Annotated in this window: 24 protein-coding genes, 1 tRNA gene and 1 pseudogene; 5 read left to right on the top strand and 21 right to left on the bottom strand. The window is 70.9% G+C overall.

Annotated elements, in window-relative coordinates:
* Nucleotides 1-3 precede the first annotated feature (3 nt).
* The 8 genes from AB0B96_RS33690 to AB0B96_RS33725 all read right to left on the bottom strand — a co-directional run bounded on the left by AB0B96_RS33690 (nt 4) and on the right by AB0B96_RS33725 (nt 9,970).
* Entirely contained in the window at nt 4-930 is a 927-nt protein-coding gene (locus tag AB0B96_RS33690) for an NAD(P)-dependent oxidoreductase (protein WP_362905326.1), read from the bottom strand.
* Entirely contained in the window at nt 927-1,763 is an 837-nt protein-coding gene (locus AB0B96_RS33695) for an SDR family oxidoreductase (protein ID WP_362905328.1), read from the bottom strand. The genes AB0B96_RS33690 and AB0B96_RS33695 overlap by 4 nt, the downstream gene beginning before the upstream one ends.
* A 38-nt stretch (nt 1,764-1,801) precedes the next feature.
* Nucleotides 1,802-3,379, bottom strand: coding sequence for an ABC transporter substrate-binding protein (locus AB0B96_RS33700; RefSeq protein ID WP_362905330.1), 1,578 nt, complete (start codon nt 3,377-3,379; stop codon nt 1,802-1,804).
* Between the two features lie 64 nt (nt 3,380-3,443).
* The gene (locus tag AB0B96_RS33705; protein WP_350945844.1) at nt 3,444-4,400 is read right to left on the bottom strand and encodes an ABC transporter ATP-binding protein; all 957 of its coding nucleotides are present in this window, start codon (nt 4,398-4,400) and stop codon (nt 3,444-3,446) included.
* Complete coding sequence (locus AB0B96_RS33710) at nt 4,397-5,431, bottom strand: ABC transporter ATP-binding protein (protein ID WP_362905333.1); 1,035 nt, start codon at nt 5,429-5,431, stop codon at nt 4,397-4,399. Before AB0B96_RS33710 ends, AB0B96_RS33705 begins: the two co-directional genes overlap by 4 nt.
* Nucleotides 5,428-6,300, bottom strand: coding sequence for an ABC transporter permease (locus AB0B96_RS33715; RefSeq protein ID WP_350945842.1), 873 nt, complete (start codon nt 6,298-6,300; stop codon nt 5,428-5,430). The genes AB0B96_RS33710 and AB0B96_RS33715 overlap by 4 nt, the downstream gene beginning before the upstream one ends.
* Nucleotides 6,297-7,292, bottom strand: coding sequence for an ABC transporter permease (locus AB0B96_RS33720; protein ID WP_362905335.1), 996 nt, complete (start codon nt 7,290-7,292; stop codon nt 6,297-6,299). The genes AB0B96_RS33715 and AB0B96_RS33720 overlap by 4 nt, the downstream gene beginning before the upstream one ends.
* On the bottom strand, nt 7,289-9,970 hold the full coding sequence (locus AB0B96_RS33725; RefSeq protein ID WP_362905337.1) for a family 78 glycoside hydrolase catalytic domain: 2,682 nt from the start codon (nt 9,968-9,970) through the stop codon (nt 7,289-7,291). The genes AB0B96_RS33720 and AB0B96_RS33725 overlap by 4 nt, the downstream gene beginning before the upstream one ends.
* Nucleotides 9,971-10,309: 339 nt before the next feature.
* On the opposite strand from AB0B96_RS33725, the gene AB0B96_RS33730 reads away from it, so the two are divergent.
* Nucleotides 10,310-11,527 (top strand): serine hydrolase domain-containing protein, encoded by a 1,218-nt coding sequence (locus tag AB0B96_RS33730; RefSeq protein WP_362905339.1) that lies wholly within the window; start codon nt 10,310-10,312, stop codon nt 11,525-11,527.
* 166 nt (nt 11,528-11,693) lie between these two features.
* Here the strand turns inward: AB0B96_RS33730 and AB0B96_RS33735 are convergent, their stop codons facing one another.
* From AB0B96_RS33735 to AB0B96_RS33780, 10 genes are all read right to left on the bottom strand, one after another.
* Nucleotides 11,694-12,875 carry an FAD-dependent oxidoreductase gene (locus AB0B96_RS33735; protein ID WP_362905341.1) on the bottom strand — a complete coding sequence of 394 codons (1,182 nt, stop codon included), beginning with the start codon at nt 12,873-12,875 and terminating at the stop codon, nt 11,694-11,696.
* Between the two features lie 103 nt (nt 12,876-12,978).
* Nucleotides 12,979-13,923 carry an RNA polymerase sigma factor SigJ gene (gene sigJ, locus AB0B96_RS33740; RefSeq protein WP_362905343.1) on the bottom strand — a complete coding sequence of 315 codons (945 nt, stop codon included), beginning with the start codon at nt 13,921-13,923 and terminating at the stop codon, nt 12,979-12,981.
* A gap of 211 nt (nt 13,924-14,134) precedes the next feature.
* Nucleotides 14,135-14,350 carry a ferredoxin gene (locus AB0B96_RS33745; RefSeq protein ID WP_362905345.1) on the bottom strand — a complete coding sequence of 72 codons (216 nt, stop codon included), beginning with the start codon at nt 14,348-14,350 and terminating at the stop codon, nt 14,135-14,137.
* On the bottom strand, nt 14,347-15,558 hold the full coding sequence (locus tag AB0B96_RS33750) for a cytochrome P450 (RefSeq protein WP_362905348.1): 1,212 nt from the start codon (nt 15,556-15,558) through the stop codon (nt 14,347-14,349). The genes AB0B96_RS33745 and AB0B96_RS33750 overlap by 4 nt, the downstream gene beginning before the upstream one ends.
* Before the next feature lie 268 nt (nt 15,559-15,826).
* Nucleotides 15,827-15,899, bottom strand: a tRNA-Ala gene (locus AB0B96_RS33755).
* 19 nt (nt 15,900-15,918) lie between these two features.
* On the bottom strand, nt 15,919-17,349 hold the full coding sequence (locus tag AB0B96_RS33760) for an MFS transporter (RefSeq protein ID WP_362905350.1): 1,431 nt from the start codon (nt 17,347-17,349) through the stop codon (nt 15,919-15,921).
* A gap of 218 nt (nt 17,350-17,567) precedes the next feature.
* Nucleotides 17,568-18,797, bottom strand: coding sequence for an MFS transporter (locus AB0B96_RS33765; protein ID WP_362905352.1), 1,230 nt, complete (start codon nt 18,795-18,797; stop codon nt 17,568-17,570).
* Between the two features lie 380 nt (nt 18,798-19,177).
* On the bottom strand, nt 19,178-19,882 hold the full coding sequence (locus AB0B96_RS33770; RefSeq protein WP_362905354.1) for an SRPBCC family protein: 705 nt from the start codon (nt 19,880-19,882) through the stop codon (nt 19,178-19,180).
* 66 nt (nt 19,883-19,948) lie between these two features.
* Nucleotides 19,949-20,329, bottom strand: a complete 381-nt coding sequence (locus AB0B96_RS33775) for a hypothetical protein (RefSeq protein WP_362905356.1) — start codon at nt 20,327-20,329, stop codon at nt 19,949-19,951.
* Nucleotides 20,326-20,688, bottom strand: coding sequence for a hypothetical protein (locus AB0B96_RS33780; RefSeq protein WP_362905358.1), 363 nt, complete (start codon nt 20,686-20,688; stop codon nt 20,326-20,328). The genes AB0B96_RS33775 and AB0B96_RS33780 overlap by 4 nt, the downstream gene beginning before the upstream one ends.
* An 86-nt stretch (nt 20,689-20,774) precedes the next feature.
* Between AB0B96_RS33780 and AB0B96_RS33785 the strand changes: the two genes are divergently transcribed.
* Nucleotides 20,775-21,287, top strand: coding sequence for a DUF523 domain-containing protein (locus tag AB0B96_RS33785; protein WP_362905360.1), 513 nt, complete (start codon nt 20,775-20,777; stop codon nt 21,285-21,287).
* Between the two features lie 40 nt (nt 21,288-21,327).
* Here AB0B96_RS33785 and AB0B96_RS33790 read toward each other — a convergent pair whose 3' ends face one another.
* Nucleotides 21,328-21,528 carry a hypothetical protein gene (locus AB0B96_RS33790; protein ID WP_350945828.1) on the bottom strand — a complete coding sequence of 67 codons (201 nt, stop codon included), beginning with the start codon at nt 21,526-21,528 and terminating at the stop codon, nt 21,328-21,330.
* Between AB0B96_RS33790 and AB0B96_RS33795 the strand changes: the two genes are divergently transcribed.
* Genes AB0B96_RS33795 through AB0B96_RS33805 form a run of 3 tightly spaced genes read left to right on the top strand, consistent with a single transcriptional unit; the run spans nt 21,518 to nt 24,076 of the window.
* Nucleotides 21,518-22,018, top strand: a complete 501-nt coding sequence (locus tag AB0B96_RS33795) for a hypothetical protein (protein WP_362905362.1) — start codon at nt 21,518-21,520, stop codon at nt 22,016-22,018. The two genes, AB0B96_RS33790 and AB0B96_RS33795, sit on opposite strands and share 11 nt — an antisense overlap.
* Before the next feature lie 43 nt (nt 22,019-22,061).
* Entirely contained in the window at nt 22,062-22,739 is a 678-nt protein-coding gene (locus tag AB0B96_RS33800) for a response regulator transcription factor (protein ID WP_350945826.1), read from the top strand.
* Nucleotides 22,736-24,076 (top strand): ATP-binding protein, encoded by a 1,341-nt coding sequence (locus AB0B96_RS33805; protein ID WP_362905363.1) that lies wholly within the window; start codon nt 22,736-22,738, stop codon nt 24,074-24,076. The genes AB0B96_RS33800 and AB0B96_RS33805 overlap by 4 nt, the downstream gene beginning before the upstream one ends.
* Before the next feature lie 529 nt (nt 24,077-24,605).
* On the opposite strand, the gene AB0B96_RS33810 is transcribed toward AB0B96_RS33805, so the two are convergent.
* A complete protein-coding gene (locus AB0B96_RS33810; RefSeq protein WP_362905364.1) occupies nt 24,606-24,968 on the bottom strand; it encodes a DoxX family protein in 363 nt (120 codons plus the stop codon).
* Nucleotides 24,969-25,269: 301 nt separating this feature from the next.
* Nucleotides 25,270-25,614 (bottom strand): annotated as a pseudogene (locus AB0B96_RS33815) (hypothetical protein); the annotation flags it as partial.

A 25,614-nucleotide genomic window follows, 5' to 3' on the forward strand; every position in this document is an offset into this window, starting at 1 on the left:
TGCTCAGCCCGCCTTCAGCAGGTCACGCATGATCTCGGCGGCCCGCCGCTGCAGCATCGGCAGCGACCTCGTCGAGAGGTAGGCGACATGCGGGGTCACCAGCACGCGGTCGTGCCCGGCCAGCTCCGCCGAGATCCCCGACGGCGGCTCCCCCGCCAGCACGTCCAGCGAGGCGAAGCCCAGCGTGCCCGCCTCCAGCGCGGCCAGCAGCGCGGACTCCTCCACCAGGGCTCCCCTGGCGGTGTTGACCAGATGCCCGGCCGGACCGAGCGCCTCCAGCACCGTCCGATCGACGATGCCGCGGGTCTGCTCGGTCGAGGGCATGTGCAGCGTGAGGTGGTTGACGGCCGCGGCGAGGCCGGCCGGCGTCGCGTGCCCGGTGACGTCCGAGGGCAGGTCGACGACGTACGGATCCCACACGTGCACGGGGAAGCCGAGCGCGGTGGCGCGGCGGGCGACCTCACGGCCGATCCGCCCGAACCCGGCGATGCCCACCGGGTCCTCACCGGGACACAGCGGCGCGGCGATGCCCTCGGTGGTCCACCCCCGCACGGTGTAGGACCGGCTCGCCGCGACGAGCCTGCGGTTGTGGGCGTAGATCGACGCGACCGCGTGGTCGGCCACCTCCGCCAGGCAGTAGTCGTCCACGTTGCGGACCTCGATGCCCAGCCGGGCGGCGGCGGCGAGGTCGATGTTGTCCAGGCCGATCCCGTACCGCACGACCGCGCGCAGCCGGGGCAGGCCGGACAGGACCCGCTCGGTCAGCGGCGCCCACTGCACCAGCAGGCCGTCGGCGTCCGCGCCGACCTTGAGCACCTCCTCCTCGCTTCTGGCGTCGTGGTGGCTCACCTCGAACTCGGGGACCAGGACTCCGCGCTCGATGGAGCCGTCCCCCAGGTTGGTGTCGGTGATGACGATGTGCGTGTTCAACGCGGGTCCCTCGAATCGCTGTCGATGCGCGTCGCCGGAGCCGATCCGGCGAAGCTGGAGTTCTCGCCCAGGCCTTCGGGGCCCATGGCCAGATAGCCGCCGTCCACGGGCAGTTCCGCGCCGGTGATGAAGCTGGCGTCGCTGGAGCACAGGAAGGCGATGGCGCGGGCCACCTCGTCCGGCTCGCCCAGGCGGCCCAGCAGGTGGAAACGGCCCCAGACCGGTTCGACGGCGGCCCGGTCGCCGTTCGCGGCCCGGCTCACCTCGGGGGTCCAGATCCAGCCGGGGCTGACCGCGTTGACCCGGATACCGTCCGGAGCGAGGTCCATCGCCATGCACTTGGTCAGGGTCAGGATGGCGCCCTTGGTGGCGTTGTAGGTCCAGCGGGCGGGCTGCGCGACGTGGGCCGAGACACTGGCGGTGTTCACGATCGCGCCCGCCCCGGAGCGGGCCAGCAGCGGATGCGCCGCCTGCACCACGTTGCCGATGCCCTGCACGTTGACGCGGAGCACCCGCTCCCAGTCGGCCGCCGTCACGTCCAGGCCCCTGGCCAGGAAGTTCACCGCGCAGTTGACCACCGCGTCGAGGCGGCCGTGCGCGGCCTCGATGCCGGCGACGGCGCGGCGCACCGCCTCGCCGTCGCCGACGTCGACCACCTCGGCACTCGCCGTGCCGCCCATCCGCTCGATCGCCTCGCGAGTGGCGGCCAGGCCGGTCTCGTCGACGTCGAACCCGATCACGTGCATGCCGCGCGCGGCGAAGCGCAGAGCCGTGGCCGCGCCGATACCCGACGCGGCGCCGGTCACGACGCCGACACGATCGGTCCAGTCCATCTTCGTCCTCCCCTTCGGTCAGGCGTCCGGTCGCGAGGTCAGTCCGACACCCACGCGTTCAGGAAGCTCGGCACGCTGTAGCGCAGCCGGCTCGGCTCGTCGAGGTCGACGCTGTGCACCCGCTTGGACCAGATGAAGCCGATCGGCGTGCTGGTCGTCCACACCCACGGGAGCTTGGTGGTCAGGACGGCGTCCGCCTCGTTCCACAGCTTCTTCTGCTCCTCGGGGCTCCCGGCGACACGGGCCGCCTCGACCTTCTCGTCGAAGGCGTCGTCCTTGAACCCGCCGGTGTTCAGGTCGCCGCCCGAGTGCAGGAACCGGTAAGGCAGCAGGTCGGGGGTGAGGAATCCGGCCATCGTCCAGCAGATCGCCCCGTACTTCTTGCCGAAGAACTGCGCCAGCCAGGCGGAACTCTCCAGCGCGTCCAGCTTCACGTCGAATCCGGCCGCCTTGAGCTGGGAGACGATGACGTCACTCGCCGCCCGGGCGTTGTTGCAGGTGTAGGTGAAGGAGGCCTTCTTCCCCGTCTCGCTCTCGTACGCCGCGATCAGCTCCTTGGCCCCCGCGAGGTCGTACTCCGGGACGGCCTCGGTGCCGTGGAAGGGGTTGCCCTCGGGGAAGAGGCTCACGGCCGGCTTGCCCAGTCCCTCGGTGGTCAGGTCGACGATCTCCTGGCGGTTGAGCGCCTTCGACACCGCCTGGCGGACCCGCTCGTCGTCGAAGGGGGGCCTGGTCACGTTGAGGATGATGCTGTCCTGGTCACCGCCGACGCCCTGGACGAAGTTGACCTGGGTGTTCGTCGTCGCCGTCTTCATCAGCGTCGAGGAGGTGGTCGCCATCAGGTCGATGTCCCCGGCCAGCAGTGCCTGGTAGGCACTCTGCGGGTCGGCGATGGTCTTGACCACGACCTTGTCCAGGTACGCCTGCTTGTCCTTGTTCCAGTACTCGGGGTTGCGGACCAGTTCCACCGGGCTGCCCGGCGACCACGACTGGAGCTTGTACGGCCCGGCCCCGGCGGCGTGCGCGGTGTAGTCGTCGCCGTGCTTCTTCAACGCCGTCGGAGAGGCCACGTACCCGGCGGTGCCGGAACCGTCGTAGGAGAACACGTACGGCAGGTTGCTGAAGGGCTTCTTCATCTTGATGACGACGGTGCTGTCGTCCTTCACCGCGACGGAGTCGACGGAGGACAGCAGCGCGGCGGCGGTCGAGCCCTCGGCCCTGTTGCGGTCGAGGTTGAACTTCACGGCCTCGGCGTCGAAAGGCGTGCCGTCGCTGAATTTGACGCCCGTGGGCAGCGTCATCTCCCAGCTCATCTTGTCGTCGCTCTCGACCAGGGACCTGGCCAGGTTCGGCTCCGGCCGGTCACCGATCTTCGGCACCGTCATCAGCGTGTCGTAGACCGCCGAGCCGATCAGCGCCATCGTGTTGGCGGAACCCTTGGAGGGGTCCAGCGTGGTCAGGTCGGCCCCGGCGGCGACGGTGAGGGTGCCCCCCGCCTTCGGGGCGGCGTCGGCGGCGGCTCCCGAAGGAGAGGCGGCGGTGCCGCTCTGCACCGTGCAGGCGGCCAGGGTGACCACGGTGACGGGCGCGATGAGCAGGGCGATCGCCCGGCTCACACGGCTACCCCTATATGGGACGCGCATTGCCTTGCCTTCTTTCTCAAAAGGGGAAGAGCGGTGGTCAGCGGACGGCAGGCTCGAACGGGTGGTGGCAGGCGACCTCGTGCCGCGGGGACAGTTCGTCCAGCGGGGGCGGGGTGGTCGTGCACACCGAGGTGACGGAGGGGCACAGCGCGGCGAAGCGGCAGCCCGGCAGGAGCCGGCCGTCCACGTCGTCGCTCCCGGTCCTGGTACGGATCCTGGGCGCGGGGTCGTCGTCCGGCTCCAGCGAGGGCACGGCGTCCTGGAGGGCGACCGAGTAGGGGTGGCGGGGACTGTTGGCGATGTCCGGTGCGGTGCCCCGCTCGACGACCCGCCCGGCGTACATCACGGCGGTCCGGTCGCACAGGGACGCGACCACGCCGAGGTCGTGGGAGATGAACAGCATGGCCAGGCCCTGCTCGGTGCGCAGTTCGGCCAGCAGTTCCAGGATCTGCGCCTGGATGGAGACGTCCAGCGCGGAGACCGGTTCGTCGCAGACGAGCACCTCGGGCCGCAGGATCGTGGCCCGCGCGATCGCGGCCCGCTGGCACTGGCCGCCGGAGACCTCGTTCGGGCGGCGGAGCGCCATCTGCTCGGTGACGCCGACCCGGTCGAGCTCGGCCAGCGCCCGTGTGCGCCGTTCCTGCCGCGTGCCCTGGCCGTGCACCCGCAGCGGCTCGGCGACCGAGTCGAGCAACGACCTCTTCGGGTTGAACGACGCGGCCGGGTTCTGGAAGATCGCCTGCACCGACGCCCGCAGCCGCCGCTCGTGGACGCCCACCGGCGTGCCGTGCAGTGTCAGCCGGCCGCTGCTCAGCGGTACCAGCCCGAGCATCGCCCGCGCCGTGGTGGACTTCCCGCAGCCGGACTCCCCGACCAGGCCGAGGATCTCTCCCCGATAGAGCCGCACCGAGACGTCCGAGACGGCTTCGGGTCCGTTGCCGTACCGCACGGAGCCGTTCTCCAACGTGAAGATCGGCTGCTTGCCTTCCGTCATCGGCTCGCCTTTCCCGGGTGCCAGCAGGCGTACTCGTGGCCGGGGACGTCGCCGAGCGCGAGCAACGGCGGCTGCTCGTCGCGGCAGCGTGCCGAGGCGTGCCCGCACCGGGGGCCGAAACGGCAGCCGGGGGGTGGGTTCAGCAGGTTGGGCGGCTGCCCGGGGATCGGCCGCGGCAGGGACTGCTCCGTCGCGCGGTGCCGCGGGATCGCGGCCATGAGCGAGCTGGTGTAGTGCATGCTCGGCCGGGCGAAGACGGCACCCACCGGCCCTCGCTCGGCGATCCTTCCGGCGTACATCACGGCGACCTGGTCGGTGTGGCGGCCGACGACGCCGAGGTCGTGGCTGACCATCACCAGCCCGATCCCGAAGCTCGCGCACAGCTCGTCGAACAGGTCGAGGATGCGGGCCTGCACGGTGACGTCCAGCGCGGTGGTCGGCTCGTCGGCGAACAGGAGCTTGGGGCGGCAGGCGACGGCCATCGCGATGGCCACCCGCTGGCGCATTCCGCCGGACAGCTCATGGGCGCGGGAGTGGACGCGCCGGGCGGCCTGCGGGATGCCCACGGTCTCCAGCAGCTCGACGGCCCGCGCCGCGGCCTGGCGGCGGGTCACCTCGGGGTCGCGGCGGACCGCCTCGGCGATCTGCTCGCCGATCGGCGTGATCGGGTGCAGCGCGCTCAGCGGATCCTGGAAGACCATCGCGACCTCGCGCCCCCACAGGGCACGGCGGCGGCGCTCCTTGAGATCCAGCACCGAGTGCCCGGCGATCACGACCTGGCCGCTGATCCGGGCCGTGCCCGCTCTGGTGAGTCCCATCGCGGTGCGGGCCAGCACGCTCTTGCCGGACCCGGACTCCCCGACGATGCCCAGGCGCTCGCCGTAGCCGAGTTCGAGGCTCACATGGTCGACCGCGCGGACCGTCCCGGCGCCGGTCGGGAACTCCACGACCAGGTCCCGGATGCTCAGCAGCGCGTCGCCGGCGCCCGGGGTCGCGGCAGGGGTGACATCGGAGGTCGTGTTGAGAGTCATCGCACACCTGCCGTCGCGGCGTCGGAACGGGACAGGAAACGGTCGGCGATCAGGTTCAGGCCCAGGATGGTGAGCAGCATGAACATCGAGGGCACCGCGACGAGGCGCGGATCCTCGCTGATGAAGATCCGGCCACTGTTGATCATGCTTCCCCAGGAGGGCTGCTCCGGCGGCACGCCCATCCCCAAAAAGCTCAGGCCCCCCTCGATGAGGATCGCAGAACCCACGCTGACCAGCGCGTACGCCATGACGGGCTGGAGGATGTTGGGCAGCACGTCACGCACCACGATCGACCACGTGCGGGTGCCGATCACCTGACTCGCCTCGACGTACTCCCGACCCGCCACCGACATCGTCTGCGCCTTGGCCAGCCGGACGAACACCGGCGTCATCGGCACCAGGATCGCGATCATCACGTTGCCGACCGAGGGCCCGAGGAACGAGGCCAGCGCCAGTGCCAGCACCAGCCCGGGGAAGGCGAGGATCACGTCCACCACGAAGGAGACGACCGCGTCCACCCAGCCCCTCAGGTAGCCCGCGAGCATGCCGAGCGGCACTCCGATGAGGGCGGCCGCGGCGACCGAGCCGAACCCGATCCCGAGCGAGATCCTCGCCCCGGACAGGGCTCGGGCGAGCAGGTCACGACCGTAGTTGTCGGTGCCGAGCCAGTGCTGGGCGGAAGGACCGCCGAGCCGTTCGGCCGACGACATCGTCTCGGTGTCGAGCTGGAGGAACAGCGGCAGGGCCAGCGCGGCGAGGGCGAGGAACCCGAGCCAGGTGAGCGACAGCGCGTCGGTCAGCCGCCAGGTGCGCAGCCGCCGTCGCCAAGTGCTCGCGGCGCCCACGGCGGGAAGAAGTCCTGTGCTCACGCGACCGGCACCTCCCGCGCGCGCCCGGCCTGACGGCCGGCCGTCCGCGTCTTTCGCAGCCGGGGGTCGATGAAGCCGTACAGCAGGTCCACGACCGCGTTGATCAGTACGAACGACGTGGCCGCCACCAGCACGACCCCCTGCACGGTGACGTAGTCGCGGGCACTGACCGACTGGGCCAGGATCGACCCCAGTCCGGGCAGGCTGAACAGGTTCTCGATGATCACACTCGACCCGATCAGCACGCCCGCCACCACTCCGATCGAGGTGGTGAGCCCGAGCAGGCTGGGCCGGAACGCGTGCCGCACGGCCATCCGCAGCGGCGAGATCCCCTTGGCACGTGCCACGTTCATGAACTCCTGTCCGTATGTCTCGACCAGGTCGGCCCGCAGCACCCGCTGGTAGAGCGCGGCCGGACCGGCGGCGAGCGCGAGGGCGGGCAGGAACAGCGAGCCGAGGTTCTGTCCCAGTCCGGCGCTGATCGGGACGAAGCCGTTGGCCGGGTACAGTCCGAGCTTGATCGCGAACACCCAGATCAGCACGAACGCGAGGACGAAGGAGGGCACCGAGACGGCCACGAACACCAGTGAGCTGATGCCGCGGTCCACCACGGTCCCCCGTTTGATCGCGGCGACCGCCGCGAGGGGCACGGCCGCCGCGAGCGCGATGATCTGGCTGAGGACGATGAGCTCGACGGTGACCGGCGCCCGCGCCAGGATGATGTCGGCGACCGGCTGCCGGTTGGCGTAGGAGCGGCCGAAGTCGCCCCGCAGGATGTCGCCCAGCCAGTTCACGTAGCGATCGGCGAGCGGCCGGTCCAGCCCGAGTTCCTGGCGCAGGGCCGCCACCGACTGGGGGGTGCCCGACTCGCCGAGGATCGCCCTGGCCGGGTCTCCTGGCAGCAGGTTGAGGCTCAGGAAGCACAGGGTCGACACCACGATCAGCACGACCGCCAGCCGGGCCAGCCGCAGCAGCACTCTCCGCGTCCTCATCGCGGGCCCAGGTGCACGCGGACCGTGTGGCGACCGGGGCCGAGCCGGACGTGCCCCGCCGGAGTCGGAGACGGGGTCGCGTCCCCGGCCTCCAGCGCGGCGCCGACCGGCGCGTGCACGGTCGCGTACGCGGCCCCCGGCACCTCCAGCTCGTGCTCGACGACCTCGCCCGACCATCTCCAGTGGCTGCGGATCGGACCGACCGGACTGTCGTAGCCGGCCCTGACCCAGTCGAGCTCGCGGGTGTAGCGGGCGCGCACGGCGACCTCGCCGGTCCAGGTGGTCTCGGTGGCGTCGATGCCCGCCACCCCCTCGAAGAGGTGACGGCCGACCGCACCGAGGGCGCAGTGGTTGAAGGAGTTCATCTCGGCGGTGGCCAGCGACCCGTCCGGTTCGATGCCGTCCCACTTCTCCCAGATCGTCGTCGCGCCCTGGCCGACCATGTAGAGCCAGCCGGGCATCTGGTCGCGGAGCAGCAGCCCGGTGGCGAAGTCGGCGTGCCCGTGGGCGCTCAGGACGGGGAGCACGTGCTCGACGCCGTGGATCCCCGCGGTCACGTGTCCGATCCGCTCGATGTTCTCGCGGAGCCGGTCCGCCGTCGCCCGCGCGGCCTCGCCTCGCACCAGGCCGTACCCGACGGCCTGGGCGTAGGCGGTCTGGGTCGCCTCCTTGATGTCGCCGTCGGGCAGCAGGAACGCCTCCAGGTACGCCTCGCGGATCCGCTCGGCCCTCGCCGCGAGCCGCGCCGCCTCGCCGTCCTCGCCCAGCCGGCGGGCGATCTCCGACAGCTGGACGAAGGAGCGGTAGCTGTGCGCGGTCCCGACGATCGGCCGGGGTGTGGTCGAGTACGCGCCGGTGTACTCGAACCCGGTGTGCCGCGGGAGCCCGTCGCGCTCCGGCAGGGAGAGCCAGTCCCCGAAGTCCGCGCCGGTCTGGTTCACCCGCAGGCCGTCGGGGTTGGCGCGGTCGACATGGCCGAGGAAGCGCGTCATGGGCTCGAACAGGCGCCGCGCGGTCTCCAGCTCGCCGTAGCGCTGGACGAGCAGGTGCACCAGCCGGACGAAACCGTCGGACCAGCCTGGTGCCCCCGGTCTCAGCGTGCTCGGCGGCACGGCCGGGGCGTAGTTGCGGATGATCCCCTCGGCGTCCTGGGTGTCGGCCGCGTCCTGCGCGAACTTGGCCACGAACGCGGAGACGTCGAAGTGGTAGGCGGCGGTAGGGGCGATCACTCCCGCGTCGCCCAGCCAGCCGTGCCGTTCGTCCCGCTGCGGGCAGTCGGTCACCGCCTCCAGGAAGTTGTCCCGTACGGTCCACTCCACGTTGCTCGCCAGCCGGGTCAGCCGGTCGTCGGAGCACTCGAACCAGCCCGTCCTGCTGGGCAGCCCGGTGACGGAGCACGCCTCGATCGAGGTCTCCGGCAACACGTCGTAGGCGCCGTACGGCGTCGTACCCGGTAGCCCCCACACCTCGGCGTAGCGGAAGCCGTGCATCGTGAACGAGGTCTCCAGGCGGTGCGGCCCCGGGTCGGGAACGGTGTAGTGGTCCTCCTGGAAGGCGCCGCGCAGGTTGTCGCGGTAGACCAGCCGGTCGGGCGTGAGAATCTCGCCGTGCCGCACGATCAGTTCGACGGAGGGCGCGCAGGGCGTGGTGAGCCTGGTCCAGCCGACCAGGTTCTGCCCGAAGTCGAAGACGGCCGGGCCGCGCGCGTGCGTGTGGACCAGCTTGCCGGGGTGCGTCCGGTAACCGGTGATCGAGTCGTGCGGCTGCGGCAGGACCAGCTCGGGCGCTGCGGTGAAGGGCAGTGCCGGAGCCCACCCGCTGTCGTCGAACCCGTTCAGGTGCCAGCCCTCGGGCTCCTGGCGCAGGTCCTGGATCTCGCCGCGCAGCAGGTCGGAGGCGAGGAGCGCGCCGTGGCCGGTACGCCACTCCTCGTCGGTGCCCACGACGGGGACGCCGTCGACCTCCAGTTGCGCCAGGAAGGCCGGGCGGTCGCCGTAGTAGCCGGGCTCGCGGAGCAGGCCGAGGCGTCCCGCGTACCAGCCCTTGGCCAGGACGGCGGTGAGGGTGTTGCGGCCGCGCCGCAGCGCCGCCGTGCCGTCGAAGGTCTGGTGGTGGACGCGGACGGCGTAGTCGGTCCAGCCTGGCCGGTACAGCTCGCCGGAGGTCAGCTCGACCCCGTTGAGCCAGAGGCGGTAGAGGCCGAGCGCGCTCGCGTACACCCGGACCGAGCCCATGTCCTCGACGTCGAACTCGCGTCGCAGGTAAGGGCAGGGGTCCCAGCTCTCGCGCGGGAACGCCACCGGCTCGGCGCGGATCCATCCGGCCCGCCAGTCGGCGGCGGAGGTGAGCCCGACCTCCCATGAGGCGATGTCGCCGGTCAGGCGCAGGCCGGAACGATCCAGGGCGGTGACCGTCCAGTACAACCTCTGGCGCGAGGTGGGTTCCGGGCCGCCGTAGCCGACCCAGGGGCGCTCGCCACCGCCCGACCACAGCAGCGGGCCGTCCCTCAACGCGCGCTCCGAGGCGGCGACGGACACCTCGAAGAACGTGCCGGGATCGATCCGGGCGTCGGGCGAGACCGACCAGGACAGGCGTGGCGGCGTGCCCGGCATGCCCAACGGGTCGACGCGCCCCCCGGTGCGCGGCGAACTCAACGCCGGGCTTGTCTGCTGCCTCATCATCGCGAACTGCCCTTCTGGTTTACGGCCCTCCGGAACGCGCCTTTGTAACGCACTGTTCACACGAGCGGAATCGTGCGCTACCTCGCCCCGAACTGTCAAGGATGAGAACCGAAGTTCATATATGTGAACTAGCCGAACACGTTTGATCCACTAAGAAGATATTTGATAGCTAGTTTCACATATGCCCGATTTGTCAAGTAATCGGACCGTAGGGGGCTTTGTGGTTCACACTTGTGAACGTAGGTCCACAGCCTTGACTCGATGCCACACCGTACGGCAGCATCGCGCGGGTCCCTTCGATGAGGGACGTCTCACCGTCCGGAGAGGAAACGGCCCATGCGGACCACGGTGAACCCCGCCTCCCACGGACTCGCCCCGTCGAGCCTGGCCACCCTCGACGAGCGACAGCGCGAGTACGTCGACAACGGCCTTCTCCCCGGCTGGCAACTCCTGGTGAGTCGGCACGGGCAGATCGTCCACCACCGCTCCTACGGCATGGACGACCGTGACGACACGCTCTTCCGGATCTACTCGATGACCAAACCCGTCACCTCGGTCGCCGCGATGATCCTCCACGAGGAGGGCCGATTCGACCTGACCGACCCGCTGGAACGCCACCTACCGGCCTTCCGCGATATGAGGATCTTCACCGGCGGCGACGCGGACGCCCCGGTGACCGAGCCGACGCGGGGCCCCATCCGGGTTCGCCACCTGCTCCAGCACACCTCGGGCCTGCCCTACGGTGCCTTCCTGGACCACCCGCTGGACGAGATGTACCGCGCCCGGGGCCTCGGCTCACCACAGCCCCCGGGCCGCGATCTGGCTGAGCTCACCGACGCCTGGGCCGGGCTTCCGCTGCTGTTCGAACCCGGCAGCCGCTGGAACTACGGCGTCTCCACCGACGTTCTCGGCCGCCTGATCGAGGTCGTCTCCGGACAGAGCCTGGACGCCTTCCTCACCGAACGCGTCTTCGCGCCACTGGGAATGACCGACACCACTTTCACCCCGACCCCGGCACAGCGCGCCCGTCTAGCCCGCGTGTACGCCCCCGGCGAGGGCGGCGGCCTGGTCGAACGTGCCGAGGACGCCGAGGACGCCGAGGACACGGTGCTGGAGAGCTCAGGTTTCCTGTGCGGCGGCGGCGGGCTGCTGTCGACCATGGCCGACTACCACCGCTTCACCCAGATGCTGCTGGGCGGCGGCGCCCTCGACGGCGTCCGCCTCCTGGAGCGCCACACGGTGAACCTCATGACCGCCAACCACCTGCCCGGCGGCGTCGATCTCGCCCAGGCCGCCGTGACGATCCCCGAACCCGGTCGCTACGACGGCCTCGGCTTCGGCCTGGGCTTCTCCACCGACCTGGATCCGACCTTCCGTGGCGTCACCTGCGCCCCCGGCCAGTACGGCTGGTCCGGCGCGGCCGGGACGACCTTCCTCGTCGACCCCCACCACCACCTCACCGCCGTCTTCCTGACCCAGGTCCTCCCCTCCCCCCACACCGCCGCCGTCCGAACCCTTCTCGGCCGTCTCCCGCACACCGGACTGCGGGACTGACCACTGACACCGCCGCCCCCGAACGGCGGGTTCACGGTCACGTCCGGCCGAGGGACGCGCCACCTCGGCCCCGGGCGAAGCCGGTCAGGTGTGATCAGGGCCGCGACGCCGGACCGTCACCCACCGACCGGGGGCAAGCCCACCCGGTCCGGGAACCACCGGTCGATCACGAGCCGACCACCGCGGCCCGCTCCCGCGTGACACGGCGGCGCCGAACCGGCAGCCCGAGCGTCGGGTTCGCGACGCCCCAGGCAGCGCCCCTGCAGACCAGCTCCTTGTAGACGGCCGCGAACCGTCCGGTCAGGACCGCCCGCACCGCACGGTCGTCGGCGGTGACGTACTGGATCAGCCCCTCCCCGCGACCCAGTGAGACGCACTGATTGATGTAGCGGATCGGCGTGTTCGGGAGTCTCCCGCCGGTCAGGCGCGCCGCGATCGCGTCGGCGGCCTGCCACGCGGTCGGCCCTCCCGAGGCGCACGACATCCGCAGCGGCTTGCCGCCTGGGCCCGCCACCATCGCCGCGTCGCCGACGGCGTACACCTCCGGGTGCGAGACCGAGCGCATGGTCTCGTCGACCACGATCTGGCCGGTGCCGGTGACCTTCAGGCCGGTCGCCGCCGCGATCGGGTGGACGGCGAAGCCGGTGGTCCACACGGTGACCGCGGCCGGGATGCCCCTGCCGTCGGCGGTGGTGACGCGCTCGGCCTCGACCCCGGTGACGACGGCGTGCTCGTGCACGGTGATCTTGAGCTTGCCGAAGACCTTCCGCAGATGCTCGCGGCCCCTGGACGAGAAGTGGCCACCGAGGTCGCCGCGGACGGCGAGCGCGACGTCGAGGTCCGGGCGCGCCTCGGCGATCTCGGCCGCGGCCTCCAGGCCGGTGAGACCTCCGCCGACGACGACCACGCTCTGTCCGGCGCCCAGGCGTGCCAGGCGCTCACGCAGCCGGAGTGCTCCGGGCCGGCCGGCGATCTCGTAGGCGTGCTCGGCGCTCCCGGGGACGCCCTGGGAGTTCCAGCCGCTGCCCAGGGCGTAGACGAGCGTGTCGTAGGCGAGTTCTTCCGCGCCGTTCGCGTCGACGACGGCGACGGTCCTGCCGTCGACGTCGACGCCGGTGACCTTCGCGATCCGCAGTTCGACGCCGGTGCCCGCGAACATCTCACTGAACGGCCGGGGCCTGAGATCCTGGCCGACCGCCAGCTGGTGCATACGGACGCGTTCCACGAAGTCGGGCTCGGCGTTGACGAGGGTGATCGCGACGTCCTCACGGCGGAGCCGCCTGGCGAGGCGACCGGCGGCGATGGCTCCGGCATATCCGGCTCCAAGAACGATGATGCGGTGCTGCATTCCCTTGCTCCTGTCTCGCGCGGGTTTGCCCTTTGAACCGGGCGGCCCGCCGTTTCCTGACAGGAACGCGATGTGAAGCACCTCACACAGTGATCGGAAGTGATCAGGAGGCGCCGAACAGAGGCTCCCCATGATCGGTGGCCGCCCAGCGCGCGGTCGCGCGGTCGAGCTTGTCGGGATTGACCTGGTGACGGAACGCGGCGATGCCCTCGGCGGTGACCTCCAGGCACATGACACCGACGACCCGGCCGTCCATGACGGCCACGACGGCGGGGTCACCGTTGGCGGTCCAGGCGTAGACCTCGGGCACACCGCCGACCACGGCGCGTACGCCCTTGCCGAACGCGAACAGGCCCCGCAGGAACTTCGCGACCGCGACGGAGCCCTCGAACGCCGTGGCGCGGGCCGGAACCTTTCCTCCACCGTCTCCGATCGAGACGACGTCCTCGGTGAGCAGCCGCACGAGCGATTCGACCTGGCCGCCGGCCGCGGCCGCCAGGAACTCCTCGACGATCCGCCGGGTCGCGGCCTCGTCGACCTCGGTTCGGGCTTTGCCGTCCGCGACGCGCTTCCTGGCCCGGTGGAAGATCTGCTGGCTGGCCCCCTCGGTGATGTCGAGGATCTCGGCGATCTCCCGGTGCGAGTAGCCGAAGGCCTCCCGCAGCACGTACACCGCCCGCTCGTTGGGGTGGAGGCGCTCCATGAGGGTGAGGACCGCGTACGAAACCGATTCGCGCTGCTCGGCGGTCTCGGCCGGGCCGAGCATCGGGTCTCCGGCGAGCAGCGGTTCGGGAAGCCACTGGCCCACGTAGGTCTCGCGGCGCGCCCGCGCGGAGGCGAGCTGGTTGAGGCACAGGTTGGTGAGGACCTTCGTCAGCCAGGCCTCGGGGACCTCGATGCGGCCGACGTCGGCGGCCTGCCAGCGCAGGAACGTCTCCTGCACGGCGTCCTCGGCCTCCCCGCCGGAGCCGAGGAGGCGATAGGCGATGGCCTCCAGGCGCGGTCTGGAGGCCTCGAACCGGCCGACGTCGTTCGCGGTCAACGGCATGGCCCGATCCTAGGTCGCGCGGCGCGAATCGGCCGCCACGGCAGGAATCGAGGTAGCCCTGTCCCGACGCGAGCCGCGCCACGCAAAAGAGGTTCGATGATCGCCGCACGCGATCCGTGAGCGCCGGACCCGCGCCGGAGGACTACGGCGCGGGTCCGGCATACCGCGGTGCGGCGCCGGCGGGTTCACGAGATGATCGGGTCGCGACGGCTCAACCCGCGTCCCGGGAACGGAGGATGATCGCTTCGCGGGGACAGCAGTCCGCCACCTCCTCGGCCAGCGAGATGTCGTCCGGGTCGGTGAGTTCGCCCTCGCGCGCGACGGCGATCCGATCCGCGCCGAGCGTGAACAACCCGGGGGCCGTCGCGGAACAGAGCCCGGTGCCGAAACACAGGGCTCGGTCCACCTCCAGACGCCGGCCCGTCACAGGACGACGGGCAGAGCACGGTAGTCGTTCAACGCCCACACCTCGTGACGCCGTATCTCCTCCCGGGGGCAGGCGAGCCGCAGATCCGGGAACCGCTCGACGAGAGTGGCGAGAGCCATCTCGCTGATCAATCGCGCGGCGGCCGCCCCGAGGCAGTTGTGGATACCGTGCCCGAGTCCCAGGTGACGCGCCCCGCTGCGGGTGAGGTCGAGGCGATGCGGATCGTCGAAGACCTCCGGGTCACGGTTGGCCGACGCGATCATGACCATCACCGGCTCACCGGCCGCGATCTCCACGTCCCTCACCTTGATCGCCTCGGTGGGGAACCGCCAGGGCACGGAGGCGACCGGCGACTCGTAGCGCAGCAGCTCCTCGATGCCCGACCGGCCCAGAACGCCTGGATCCCCGGTGACCAGCGCGCGCTGGTCGGGGTGGTCCAGCAGCGCCAGCATCGCGTTGCCGATGAACATCTTGGTCGTCCCGACCCCCGCGATGATCATGATGATCACCATCGCCACCAGCTCGTCCTCGGTGATCCGCCCCTCCTCGTCCGCCGCGCGGATGAAGGCGGAGGTGAGGTCGTCACCCGGTTCGGCCCGCTTCCTGGCGACGAGCTCGCGGCCCCGTTCGCAGAAACGCTCCCGCGCCCCCGGAATCAGCGGATGTTCGGCCGGGTCGGTGGAGATGAGCAGGTCCACGTCCCGGGCGAGATCCTCCCGCCCCTCCAGGGTGAACCCGAGGCGCGTCGCGATCACAGAAGGTGGAATCGGCGCCGCGAACTCCGACACCAGATCCCGTTCCTGCCCCGGTTCCCAATCTTTTATGGTCAGGTCGATAACGCGCCGGATATCCTCCCGCCATTTTTCGACGGCTCGCGGAGTGAACGCGCTCATGGCGCACCGCCGGACCCGGGTGTGCTGCGGTGGATCGAGTCCCGGAATGGTCTGCGCCAGTATGCTCTCTCCACCGATGGACAATCCCGCCGCGTGGAATTCGGCGCTCCCGCGCCACTCGGCGGTGCTGAACCGCGTGTCGGCGAGGATGGCCTGAGCGTCGTCGTATCTGGTCACCACCCACATGGGGACGTCGCCGAGTGGGAAGACGTATCGATGAACAGGCGAGTTGACCCGCAACCAGTCAAGCGCCGTATAGGGGTCACGAAAATAGTCGGAGCCGAAAAGCTCGAACGGAACGACCGTATCAGCCATGCCAGGATTCCTCCCGCTGCCTATATCGCCCGCATCGTACGTCTCATATCCACCGCGGGAAATAGGCGGCCTGCAACGGAGCCACCACACAAAAGGCGAACGCCGGTCACCGGAAGAACCCTGCGAGCAAAGGCACGGCTCACTCGGCCTCGGGGCATTCGACCCGGGCTGTGAGCGGAAGGGCCCGGGGGTCGTCCCGCCGGGTAAACGAGAACGGGACCTGCGGGAAGCCGCCCCTGAAGGCGGACCCGCAGGTCCCGGTCACACGTGGAGCTATGGGGATTCGAACCCCAGACCTCCTCCATGCCATGGAGGCGCGCTACCAGCTGCGCCATAGCCCCTTGCGATGCAGATGAAATCCTAGCCGATTCGGGACAGTCCTCGCGCCCTCATTCCGGTCGCGAGCGCGACGGCCGCGGAGCCCGCGGCGCTCGCGGTGATGATGCCGAAGGAGATCACGTACGCGTCGCGGGAGGGGACGGAGGTTCCCGCGATGGTGATCGAGGTGAGGAGCGCGGAGGTCGCGGCGCCGGAGAGGCTGCCGCCGATGGAGCGGACCAGGGAGTTGATGCCGCTCGCGATACCGCTCTGGTCCCTGGACACGTGCTGCACGGCGAGGGCCCCCAGCGCGGCGTAGCCGATGCCGAACCCCAGGCCCTGTACGGCGTTGGAGCCGACCAGATGGAGCACCGAGTCGTTGAAAAGGGTGAACCAGCCGAATCCGGTGGCGCACAGGCCCGCGCCGAGGGCGAGGGAGTAGGCGGGACCGAGCCGGGCGGAGAGACGGCCCGCCGTGAAGGAGGCGAGCAGCATCGTCACGGTGCTGGGCAGGGCGTAGACGCCGACGTCGAGGACCGACCCGCCGAAGCCGTACCCGGCGGACGAGGGTGTCTGGATGAATCCTGAGACCAGGGTGAAGGAGCCGAACATGGCGAAACCCAGGAGCATCGACGCCACGTTGGCCGGCAGGGACCGACGCCCGACGAGCAGGTGGAGCCGTACCATCGGCGCCCGGAGCCGCAGCTGGCTGAAGACCCAGACGGCACAGAATCCGCCCGCGCCCGCGAACAGCCACAGGACGACTCCCGAACTCCAGCCCCAGTCGTTGCCCTTGGAGATCGCCAGCAGCAGGCAGACCAGCCAGGCCGACAGCAGTACCGCGCCGATGAGGTCGGGACGGCCCCCGGCGCCGGCTCCGTCGCCGGGAGCGCTCAGCACGATGAGAACGATCGCGAGCGCGCTGAGCCCAGCCGTGATCCAGAAGACCGGGTGGTGATCGGGGGTGCGGTCGGCGATCAGGCCGGTGACGATCATGCCGAGGCTGCCGCCGACACCCATGGTGGCGCTCACCACCCCGATCGCCGTCATGACCCTGCCGGGCGGGAAGGTGTCCCTGATCATGCCGATGGCCAGCGGGATCAGTGCCGCCGAGGCGCCCTGCAGAGCCCGCCCGGCGATCAGCACGGGGAGAGAACCGGACAGGGCGCAGACCAGCGAGCCCAGTACGAGCAGGCCGACGGTGAACAGGATCATCCGCTTCTTGCCGTACATGTCCCCGAGGCGCGAAAGCAGCGGCGTGGCCACCGCCGCGGCGAGCAGCGAGGCGGTGAAGACCCAGGTGACCTCGGCCACCGACGCGCCGAAGGTGACCATGAGCCTGGGCAGCAGCGGAATGACCACGGTCTGCTGCACGGACACGACCATTCCGGCGGTGGAGAGCGCCACCAGGGTCAGCCAGAGATGTCTGCCCTGCCGTGTGGTGCCAGGTTCGGCGAGGGTCGTTCCCGTCACTGCCCGCTCCTCCGCTGTCGACTGCCGCCTTCGCATGGTAGAGGGCGACGGTAAACAACTGTTTACCGGGTGGCGGCCGGCCGAACCCCCTCGGCCTTTCCGCCGGGACGCGTGACGCGCGTCGAGTCCGCGATCGGCCTCATCTCGTCATGCCGATGTTCATGCCGATGCGGCTCGCGCCGCCCCCGAAGGGGCGCGAGCCGCATCGGCGCGGTCGATCAGCGCGCGAGGGACCGCTCGTCCTCCAGATATCCAGGGCGACCGGCGTGCCAGCCGGTCACGAACTGGACGGCGACCACCGCGAACAGCAGCAGGAACGGCAGCGTCCAGCCGCCGGTCGATTCGTGCATGACGCCGACGACCAGGGGCCCGGCACCCGCGATGAGGTATCCGACACTCTGCCCGAAGGCCGACAGCGCGGCCGTCGCCTCGGGGGTGCGGGTGCGCATGGCGAGCATCGTGAGCGCGAGGGGGAACGACCCCATGCCGACGCCCACCAGGCTCGCGAAGACCCAGGCCAGGCCGGAGGGACCGAGCCAGAGTCCGAGGAATCCGACCGTGTAGAAGACGACGAAGGCGGCAACCACGGGCCTCTGGTCGGGGAACCGCGACGCGATCGAGGGCACCAGGAGCGAGACCGGGATACCGATCGCGGTGAAGACGCCCAGCACCAGGCCCGCCTGCGCGGTGGTGTAGCCGCCGTCGGTCAGGATCTTCGGCAGGAAGCCGAACATGATGTAGGCGACCATGCTCTGGGTGCCGAAATAGGCGGCGACCGCCCAGGCCAGCCTGCTACGAAGCAGGGCACGGGCCCCCGTGCCCCCGCTCGTGCCGCGCCGCTCCGGCTCACTGCGCGAGAGCGCAAGCCACGGAATGGCGGCGACGGCCGCGAGCGCCCCCCACACCCCCAGGGCAACATGCCAGTTGCCGTCGGTGGCCCGCTGGATGGGCACGGTCGCGGCGGCCGCGAGCATCGTGCCCACCGCGAGGGCGGTGGTGTAGACGGTGGTCATGGTCCCGGCCCGGCCGGGGAAGTGACGCTTGATCAGGCTGGGGATGAGCACGTTGCCCACCGCGCCGCCCGACAGCGCCAGGGCACTGCTGTAGAGGAACACCTCGGCCGAGCCCACCATCGAGCGGATGAGCAGGCCCGCACCGAGGACGACGAGGGCGAGGAGCAGAAGGCGGTGCTCTCCGACCCTCACCGCGAGGGTCGGCGTCACCGCGCCGACCGAGGCGAAGATGAGCACCGGGAGCGTGGTGAGCAGCCCGGCTCCGACGGCGGTCATGCCGAGGCCGGAGGTTATCTGGTCGAGGACCGGTCCGACGCTCGTGACGGCGGTACGCAGGTTCAGTGCCGCGAGGACGATTCCCAGTACGAGCAACCAGGCGAGAGAGCCCGTGGTTCCATCGGTGCGGCCCCTGGTCTGATGGGTGAGCACGCTCATGCTGGTTTCAGTCCTCCTCAGTGGTTTCATCCAATCGTAGGATGATTGGCTGACCCCGACTGTAACAGGAGTGAAACCTCAGTTTGTTCCTGACCTGGCGCGTCGAATCCGAACAGGACGAATCACTGACAACGTGAAAGCCGGGCCACGATCCTCTTTACAGATCGTGGCCCGGCTTTCTCACGCACCGGCGCGACTCCCCCGCCTCCGGATGCCCGGAATCCCGGACGGTTCGAGCAGCGGACGCCTGGGGCGTCACCGAGCGCGCCTTGGGATCGGACGCGCGGCCCGGGACCGACCGCACCGGACGCCCACCCCGGACGAGAGTCCCCCCAGGTCCGGACGGCGGTTTCCGGGCACGCGGCCCCGGTCGGCGAGCGTCAGATGCGCGGCCCCGGGGTGAGCGGCGGCTCCTCGCCCGGCCTGCGCCCCGCCGGGGGCAGCGGCTCACCACCGGGCGGAGGAAGGTCCGGGTCCGCCGGGTAGGGCTGGCCCACCGTACGCGGCGGCATCGGCTCGCCGAACCCGTGACCGCCCCCCGTACCGGTGCCGCGATGCTCCCCCAGGCCCTGGTCGCTCAGAGGCCGGTCGGTGACCCCACCGGTGCCGGCGACATCGCCGCCGCGCTCGTGCGGGCCGGGAACGTCGCCGCGCCACGCGCCGGTCTCGTCGCCGCGCGACTCGACGAAGGCCTTGAAACGCTCCAGGTCGCCACGGACGCGCAGCCGGACGAGCTGCAGCCAGTCACCGACGGTCTCGACGAACCCCTCGGGGTCGTACTCCATCTGCAACGTGACCCGGGTGCTGTCGGGGCCGAGATGGTGGAAGGTCACCACGCCCGCCTGGTGCGGCTTGTCCAGTGACTTCCAGGCCACCCGCTCGTCGGGGTGCTGCTCGGTGATCTCCGCCTCGAACTCCCGGCGGACCCCGGCGATCTCGACGACCCACGCCGTACGCGTGTCGCTCAGCTGCTTGATCGACTCGACGCCTTCCATGAACTCGGGAAAGCTCTCGAACTGGGTCCACTGGTTGTACGCGGTCCGGATCGGAACGTTGACGTCCACTGACTGTTCAATCGAGCTCATGACCGTGCCTCCCTTGTGGTTTGGTCGGTTCGGGAACCAGACCTGCCCGGTGAGGCACGGGCCTAACTAGCGGCGCCGCAAAAGCCAGTAAAGGCCCAGGACGGGAAGCACAAACGGGATGAAAAGATATCCGCTCCCGTAACCCGACCAGACCGTGGCACGCGGGAAGGCCTCGGGGTCGACCATGCTGAGCGTTCCCACGATGAGCACCCCGGCCAGCTCGACACCGCAGGCGACGAGCGCCAGGGTCCTGTTCCCCCTGGCCAGCGCCACGGTAAGCACGACGTAGACGGCCGCGGCGAACGCCGACAGCACGTAGGCCAGCGGAGCCTCCTGGAACCGGGTGGCGATCTGCACGGCGGCACGCGCCCCCGCGGCGAGGGCGAACACCCCGTAGACCGCCACCAGCGCGCGCCCCGGCCCGCTGCCGATCGCCGGTTCGCTCACGGCAGCCCCTGCCAGACCTGGAGCATCCGCCCGACCATGCCGGGAATCGCGAAACCCGCCACCGCGATCACCGCGGGCCCCCAGCGCGACCGCTCACCGATCCCCCAGAACGCCGCCACCGGCGGGATCACCAGGCTGCCCGCCAGATAGCCGATGAGCGTGGCCGTCTCCGCGGGCCCCTCACCCCGCACCAGCGCGGCGATCACGAACCCGGCCTGGACGAGCAGGCCGATCTCCAGCACTCCGAGCACGACGAGGAGCGGTCTGCTCATCGCCCTGTTCCTCGCCGTACTCACCAGCGCGAAGATCCCGACCAACAGCGACAGCAGGATGAGGCCGGTCGCGAGCGGGCCGATCATCGAGACCTCAGGGGATCGAAAAGCATGGGCAGCAGGGTACTGCCCGGCCCCCTCGCCCTCCGCTCCGCGCCACGTACTCTGGGTCCGTGGAGAGGATCCTGGTCAGCGCCTGCCTGATGGGACGGAAGGTCCGCTACGACGGGGCCGCCAAGACGAGCGGCGACGCCCTGCTGGCCACGTGGCGGCGACAGGGGCGGCTCGTCCCGTTCTGCCCCGAGGTCGAGGGCGGTCTGCCCGTTCCGCGCCCGGCCGCGGAGATCGAGGACGGCGCCGGGGGCGAGGCGGTGCTGTCCGGGGCGGCCCGGGTGCTGACCGCCGAGGGTGCCGACGTCACGGAGTCCTTTCTCTCCGGCGCACGGGCGGCGCTCGCCGCCGCGCGGACCCACGGTGTGCGGGTGGCGATTCTGAAGGAGGGCAGTCCCTCCTGCGGCAGCCTGGTCATCTACGACGGCGCCTTCGGGGGCGGGCGCGTGCCAGGCCACGGGGTGACCACCGCCCTGCTCGAACAGCACGGCATCGCGGTCTTTTCCGAGGAGCGCGTCGCCGAGGCCGCCGCGCGACTGCGCGAACTCGGCGACCGGCACCCCGGACCCGCCTGAGGGCCGGCCCTCGCTCGCCCCGGCGTCCATCAGGGGCGGCCTAGTACTCCCACAGGTCGGTGCGGCCCTCCGCTCCGATGCAGAAGACCGCGGAACCGTGCTCTCCCTGGACGAGGTCGACCCTGATCCAGCCGGTGGCCGAGGCGACCTTGGCCTCGTAGCCCGCGTTGGGCGCGGCGGCGATCAGACGGCACACGCCGTTCTCGATGGCGAACGAGACCGAACCACCCTTGACGTTCACCACGCGCAGGTTCTCGGTGGAGATCGATCGCGTCCTGGTGGCCGTCGCCCTGGGCGTGGCGGGCGACGAGGTGGCCGCCTGGGTTCCGCGCGGCCTGGAAGGCGTGGACGACGGCCCGGAACGGGAGGAGTCGCCCTCCCGTGTGCGGGCCGGCGCCGCGGCGGTCCTCGACGGAGAAGGGGCGGAACTCGGCCTGGCGGTGTCGCGTGCGGGCGCGGTGGAGCGGGGCGCCGGGGTCCGGTCCGGCCCGGAGGAAGGCGCGGAGGAGGCCGCTGTCGGCGTGCCGAGTACCTGCGGTCCCGTGGGCGCTCCCCGGGGGAGTCGCGGGTCTCCCGTACGTCCGATGGCGGCGTTGATGGGTTCGATGCTCGCGTCCTCGAAGACCTCGCTGCGGAGCACGTCGCGGACGCCGAACCAGGCGACCGAGATCGCCAGGACGGTGGCCCCGCACCACACCGCTATGAACCCCAGCGTCTGCCGCATATCGTGAATTATTACGTCATATGTCCCACTGTTCACTACCGTTACATGGCATGGCGACGGTGCTAGTGGTCGAAGACGATGAATACGTACGATCCGCGATCATCCAGGAACTCAGCAGGCGCCAGCACGCCGTACGCAGCGCGGGGCGTGCGCTCGACGCGCTGCGAGAGATCACCCAGAACCCCCCGGACGCGGTGGTTCTCGACCTCGGGCTGCCCGACCTGGACGGGGCGGAGGCGCTCAAGATGGTCCGCAGCGTCTCCAGCGTCCCGGTCATCGTGGCCACGGCCAGGGACAACGAGGCGGAGATCGTCCGTCTCCTCCAGGCGGGGGCCGACGACTACCTGGTCAAACCGTTCTCCGGCGACCACCTGAACGCCCGCCTGGACGCCGTGCTGCGCCGGGCGCGGAGCGCGACCCCACCCCCGGTCCTGTGCGTCGGCGCCCTGTCGGTGGACCTCAACCGGCGCGAGGCCCACCTGGACGGTGCCCCGCTCACCCTCACCAGGCGCGAGTTCGACCTCCTCGCCTATCTCGCCACCCGCGCCGACCGGGTGGTCTCCCGCAAGGAACTGCTCACCGAGGTCTGGCAACAGTCCTACGGGGACGACCAGACGATCGACGTCCACCTGTCATGGCTGCGGCGCAAGCTCGGCGAGAGCGCGTCCTCCCCCCGCTACCTGCACACCGTACGCGGCGTGGGGGTCATGCTGATCACACCGCCGTGAGGCGGACCCTCGCCCTGCTCACCGTCGCGGGAACCTCGATGGTCGCCCTCGCCTTCCTGATCCCGCTCGGACTCATCGTCAGGGAGATCGCCCACGGCCGGGCCATGGCCGAGGCGGAGCGGCAGGCCTCGGCGCTGGTCCCCGTGCTCGCCATCACCGTCGATCCCGACCGGCTCACCCACGCGCTGCTCAGCACCGGCGCACGGGACCGCATCGGGGTCCACCTGGCCGGCGGCGGCTCGGCCGGTACCGTGAGGGCCCCCGCGGAGACCGTGGCCGCGGCCTCCCGCCTGACCCGGGCCATCACCGCCGAGATGGACACCGGCTACCTCCTGCTGCGCCCTGTCGCCCTGGACGGTGACAGGACCGTGGTCATCGAGATCTTCATCCCGCCGGCCGACCTCACCCGAGGCGTCGCCTCGTCGTGGGCGGTGCTGAGCGGGGTGGCCGCGGTGCTCGTCGCCGGATCGCTCCTGGTCGGCGACCGGCTGGGCGTACGCGTGGTGCGCTCGGCCCGGCGGCTGGGACGGGCGGCGAGCGCCCTGGGCGCCGGGGACCTCAGCGTCCGCATCGAGCCCGAGGGGCCGCCCGAGCTCGTCGCGGCCGGCGAGGCGTTCAACAGCATGGCCGACCGCGTGACCCAGCTGCTGGCCGCGGAAAGGGAGATGGCCGCGGACCTGTCGCACCGCCTGCGCACCCCCCTCACCGCGCTCCGGCTCAGCCTGGACCACCTGGGACCCGAGGCCGAGCAGAGCAGGAGCGCGCTGAGCCGCCTGGAGGCCGAGGTGGATCAGATCATCGCGGCGGCGAGGCAGCCCTCCCGCGCGCCGGAGCTCGTCCACTGTGACGCCGCCGAGGTGCTGCGCGAACGGCTCGCCTTCTGGTCGGCGCTCGCCGAGGACCAGAGGCGCCCATGGGAGCTGATCGGCGCCTCGGCGCCCGCACGGGTGCCGGTCGCGGCAGGAGAGCTCAGCGCCGTGGTGGACGCCCTGCTCGGCAACGTCTTCCGGCACACCCCCGAGGGCACGGCGTTCACGGTGACCCTGCACCAGGGCTCGGGCACCGTCGGCGTGCTGATCGCCGACGCCGGTCCCGGCATCGGCGACCCCGAGGCGGCGCTGCGACGTGGGACCAGCGGGGCGGGATCCACCGGGCTCGGCCTGGACATCGCCCGCAGGCTCGCCGAGTCCTCCGGCGGCACCCTGCGAATCGACGCGTCCTCACTCGGCGGCGCCAGAGTCCAGCTCTGGTTCCGCACCGAACCGCACGACCGTCCCCCCCGTACCGCCCGGCGTCTGGTCGGCGGCCGCTGGTCCCGCAGGGACGCGAGGCGCTGAGCGGCGCGGCGGAACGTCGAGGACCGCGCCGGAGTGCGCCGGAGTGCGCCACGGCCGATACCGGGCCGGCTCACGACGTGCTTCTCCGGACGTCGGCCAGAGTACGCGTAGGCGAACGGCCGGCTCTCGACCGGATCACCCGAAGCGCGAAGCGTTGCCCGGACCACGCGTGAGCGGACATTGGTTAGATCACGCGTAAGCGCACCTTAAGCAATGCTCAAACGGGCTGTTTCCCCATTCCGGCTGCTCGATCATGAAGGGGAACGCGGACGTCACCCCGCGTCCATGGTTTCCGGCTCGCCCCGCCGCGCCGGTCTCGCGTCCAGACGGAGGAGGCGCGACCGGCACGGCGGGCGAGCCGGAAGCTCGCCTTCGCGGTCTCTTCTGATGATCCGTGATCGAAGCGCTCCGTCGCGAAGAACCGGTATGACGTTCGCCTTCCGGAGACGCGGGAACGGCGGGCATCCCCCACCTCCTCGTTGACCCGCTGCCCCGACTCGGCCGACGTGTCGTCCCGCGTGATCGGCCGTCACCGGATCACGAAACAGAACACGCCGGTGGCGAGGCAGACGACGAGCATGCCCGTGGCGTTGAGGAAGAGGTTCCTGCCGAAGTCTCTCGCCGCCACGTGCATCGATATCGCGACGAGGAAGTACAGGACGAGCGCGGCGCAGGTGACCGCCCCCAGATAGGGGATCCATATGCCCGCCAGCAGGCCGGCCGCCGCCGCGAACTTGATCGGCGACATCACCCACCAGTGTCTTCGCGGCCACTTCACGTCCTCCAGGCACTGAGCGACGAAAGCCACTGGCCTGACGCACAGGATCGCGTCGACCACCTGTATGAAAGCCAGCACCACGACGGGCCACACCGGATCAGGAAGGTGCGTCAAGGTCGTCCTCCCTTCGTACGCTCTCGACTCGAACCGTACCATACGGCATGGTACGGAAAAGTGGCAAGGATCCTCCGGCGCCGGGCCGTGCGGGCGGGTCACCGTCCCTCCTCCCGCTCAGCTGAACGCTCAGGTGAAGAAGAACGTGGGCCGCCCGGAAACCCGGTCGAACAACGGCGCGGACCGCGCGGGAAAGCAGCCGGCCGATGCCATGAACCGCACAGAAACCCGACCGGCGATGCCGTGGGGCGCCCGGCAAACCGGCCGGCCCATGTCGCAGAGCGCGAATCGATGTCGCGTCTCAGTCGGCGGCGGTGATCGACTCCTCAGGCACCAGGGGCAGAAGCATCTCGACGACGTCCCTCAACTCCTCGGCACCGACGGGCGGGACCAGCACGGTGGCCCCCACGGCCAGGAGATACGGAAGCAGCGCGGCTCGTCTCGCCTCCGCGTCCGTCGCGACATGGGGCCGCCAGACGCGCTGCAACGCCGACAGCCTGACCTGGTCGAGGGGGGGCGGGGCCGCCCGGCCCCCGGGGGGCGGCAAAGACCCCGCCCCGAGCCGCGCCCCCCGCGGGGGGGGGGGGGTGCCCCCGGACCCCGCCCCGGGCAGCAGGGGGAGGCGCCCCGGGAGCGGGCGCCCCGC

Source organism: Streptosporangium sp. NPDC049046, from assembly GCF_040649155.1.
Classification (GTDB): Bacteria; Actinomycetota; Actinomycetes; order Streptosporangiales; family Streptosporangiaceae; genus Streptosporangium.

Coding starts and splice junctions, on each gene's coding strand:
- AB0B96_RS33695 (WP_362905328.1), bottom strand. CDS start 1,763: ATGGACTGGACCGATCGTGTCGGCGTCGTGACCGGCGCCGCGTCGGGT.
- AB0B96_RS33705 (WP_350945844.1), bottom strand. CDS start 4,400: ATGACGGAAGGCAAGCAGCCGATCTTCACGTTGGAGAACGGCTCCGTG.
- AB0B96_RS33710 (WP_362905333.1), bottom strand. CDS start 5,431: ATGACTCTCAACACGACCTCCGATGTCACCCCTGCCGCGACCCCGGGC.
- AB0B96_RS33720 (WP_362905335.1), bottom strand. CDS start 7,292: ATGAGGACGCGGAGAGTGCTGCTGCGGCTGGCCCGGCTGGCGGTCGTG.
- AB0B96_RS33725 (WP_362905337.1), bottom strand. CDS start 9,970: ATGAGGCAGCAGACAAGCCCGGCGTTGAGTTCGCCGCGCACCGGGGGG.
- AB0B96_RS33730 (WP_362905339.1), top strand. CDS start 10,310: ATGCGGACCACGGTGAACCCCGCCTCCCACGGACTCGCCCCGTCGAGC.
- AB0B96_RS33735 (WP_362905341.1), bottom strand. CDS start 12,875: ATGCAGCACCGCATCATCGTTCTTGGAGCCGGATATGCCGGAGCCATC.
- sigJ (WP_362905343.1), bottom strand. CDS start 13,923: ATGCCGTTGACCGCGAACGACGTCGGCCGGTTCGAGGCCTCCAGACCG.
- AB0B96_RS33750 (WP_362905348.1), bottom strand. CDS start 15,558: ATGGCTGATACGGTCGTTCCGTTCGAGCTTTTCGGCTCCGACTATTTT.
- AB0B96_RS33765 (WP_362905352.1), bottom strand. CDS start 18,797: ATGAGCGTGCTCACCCATCAGACCAGGGGCCGCACCGATGGAACCACG.
- AB0B96_RS33770 (WP_362905354.1), bottom strand. CDS start 19,882: ATGAGCTCGATTGAACAGTCAGTGGACGTCAACGTTCCGATCCGGACC.
- AB0B96_RS33780 (WP_362905358.1), bottom strand. CDS start 20,688: ATGATCGGCCCGCTCGCGACCGGCCTCATCCTGCTGTCGCTGTTGGTC.
- AB0B96_RS33800 (WP_350945826.1), top strand. CDS start 22,062: ATGGCGACGGTGCTAGTGGTCGAAGACGATGAATACGTACGATCCGCG.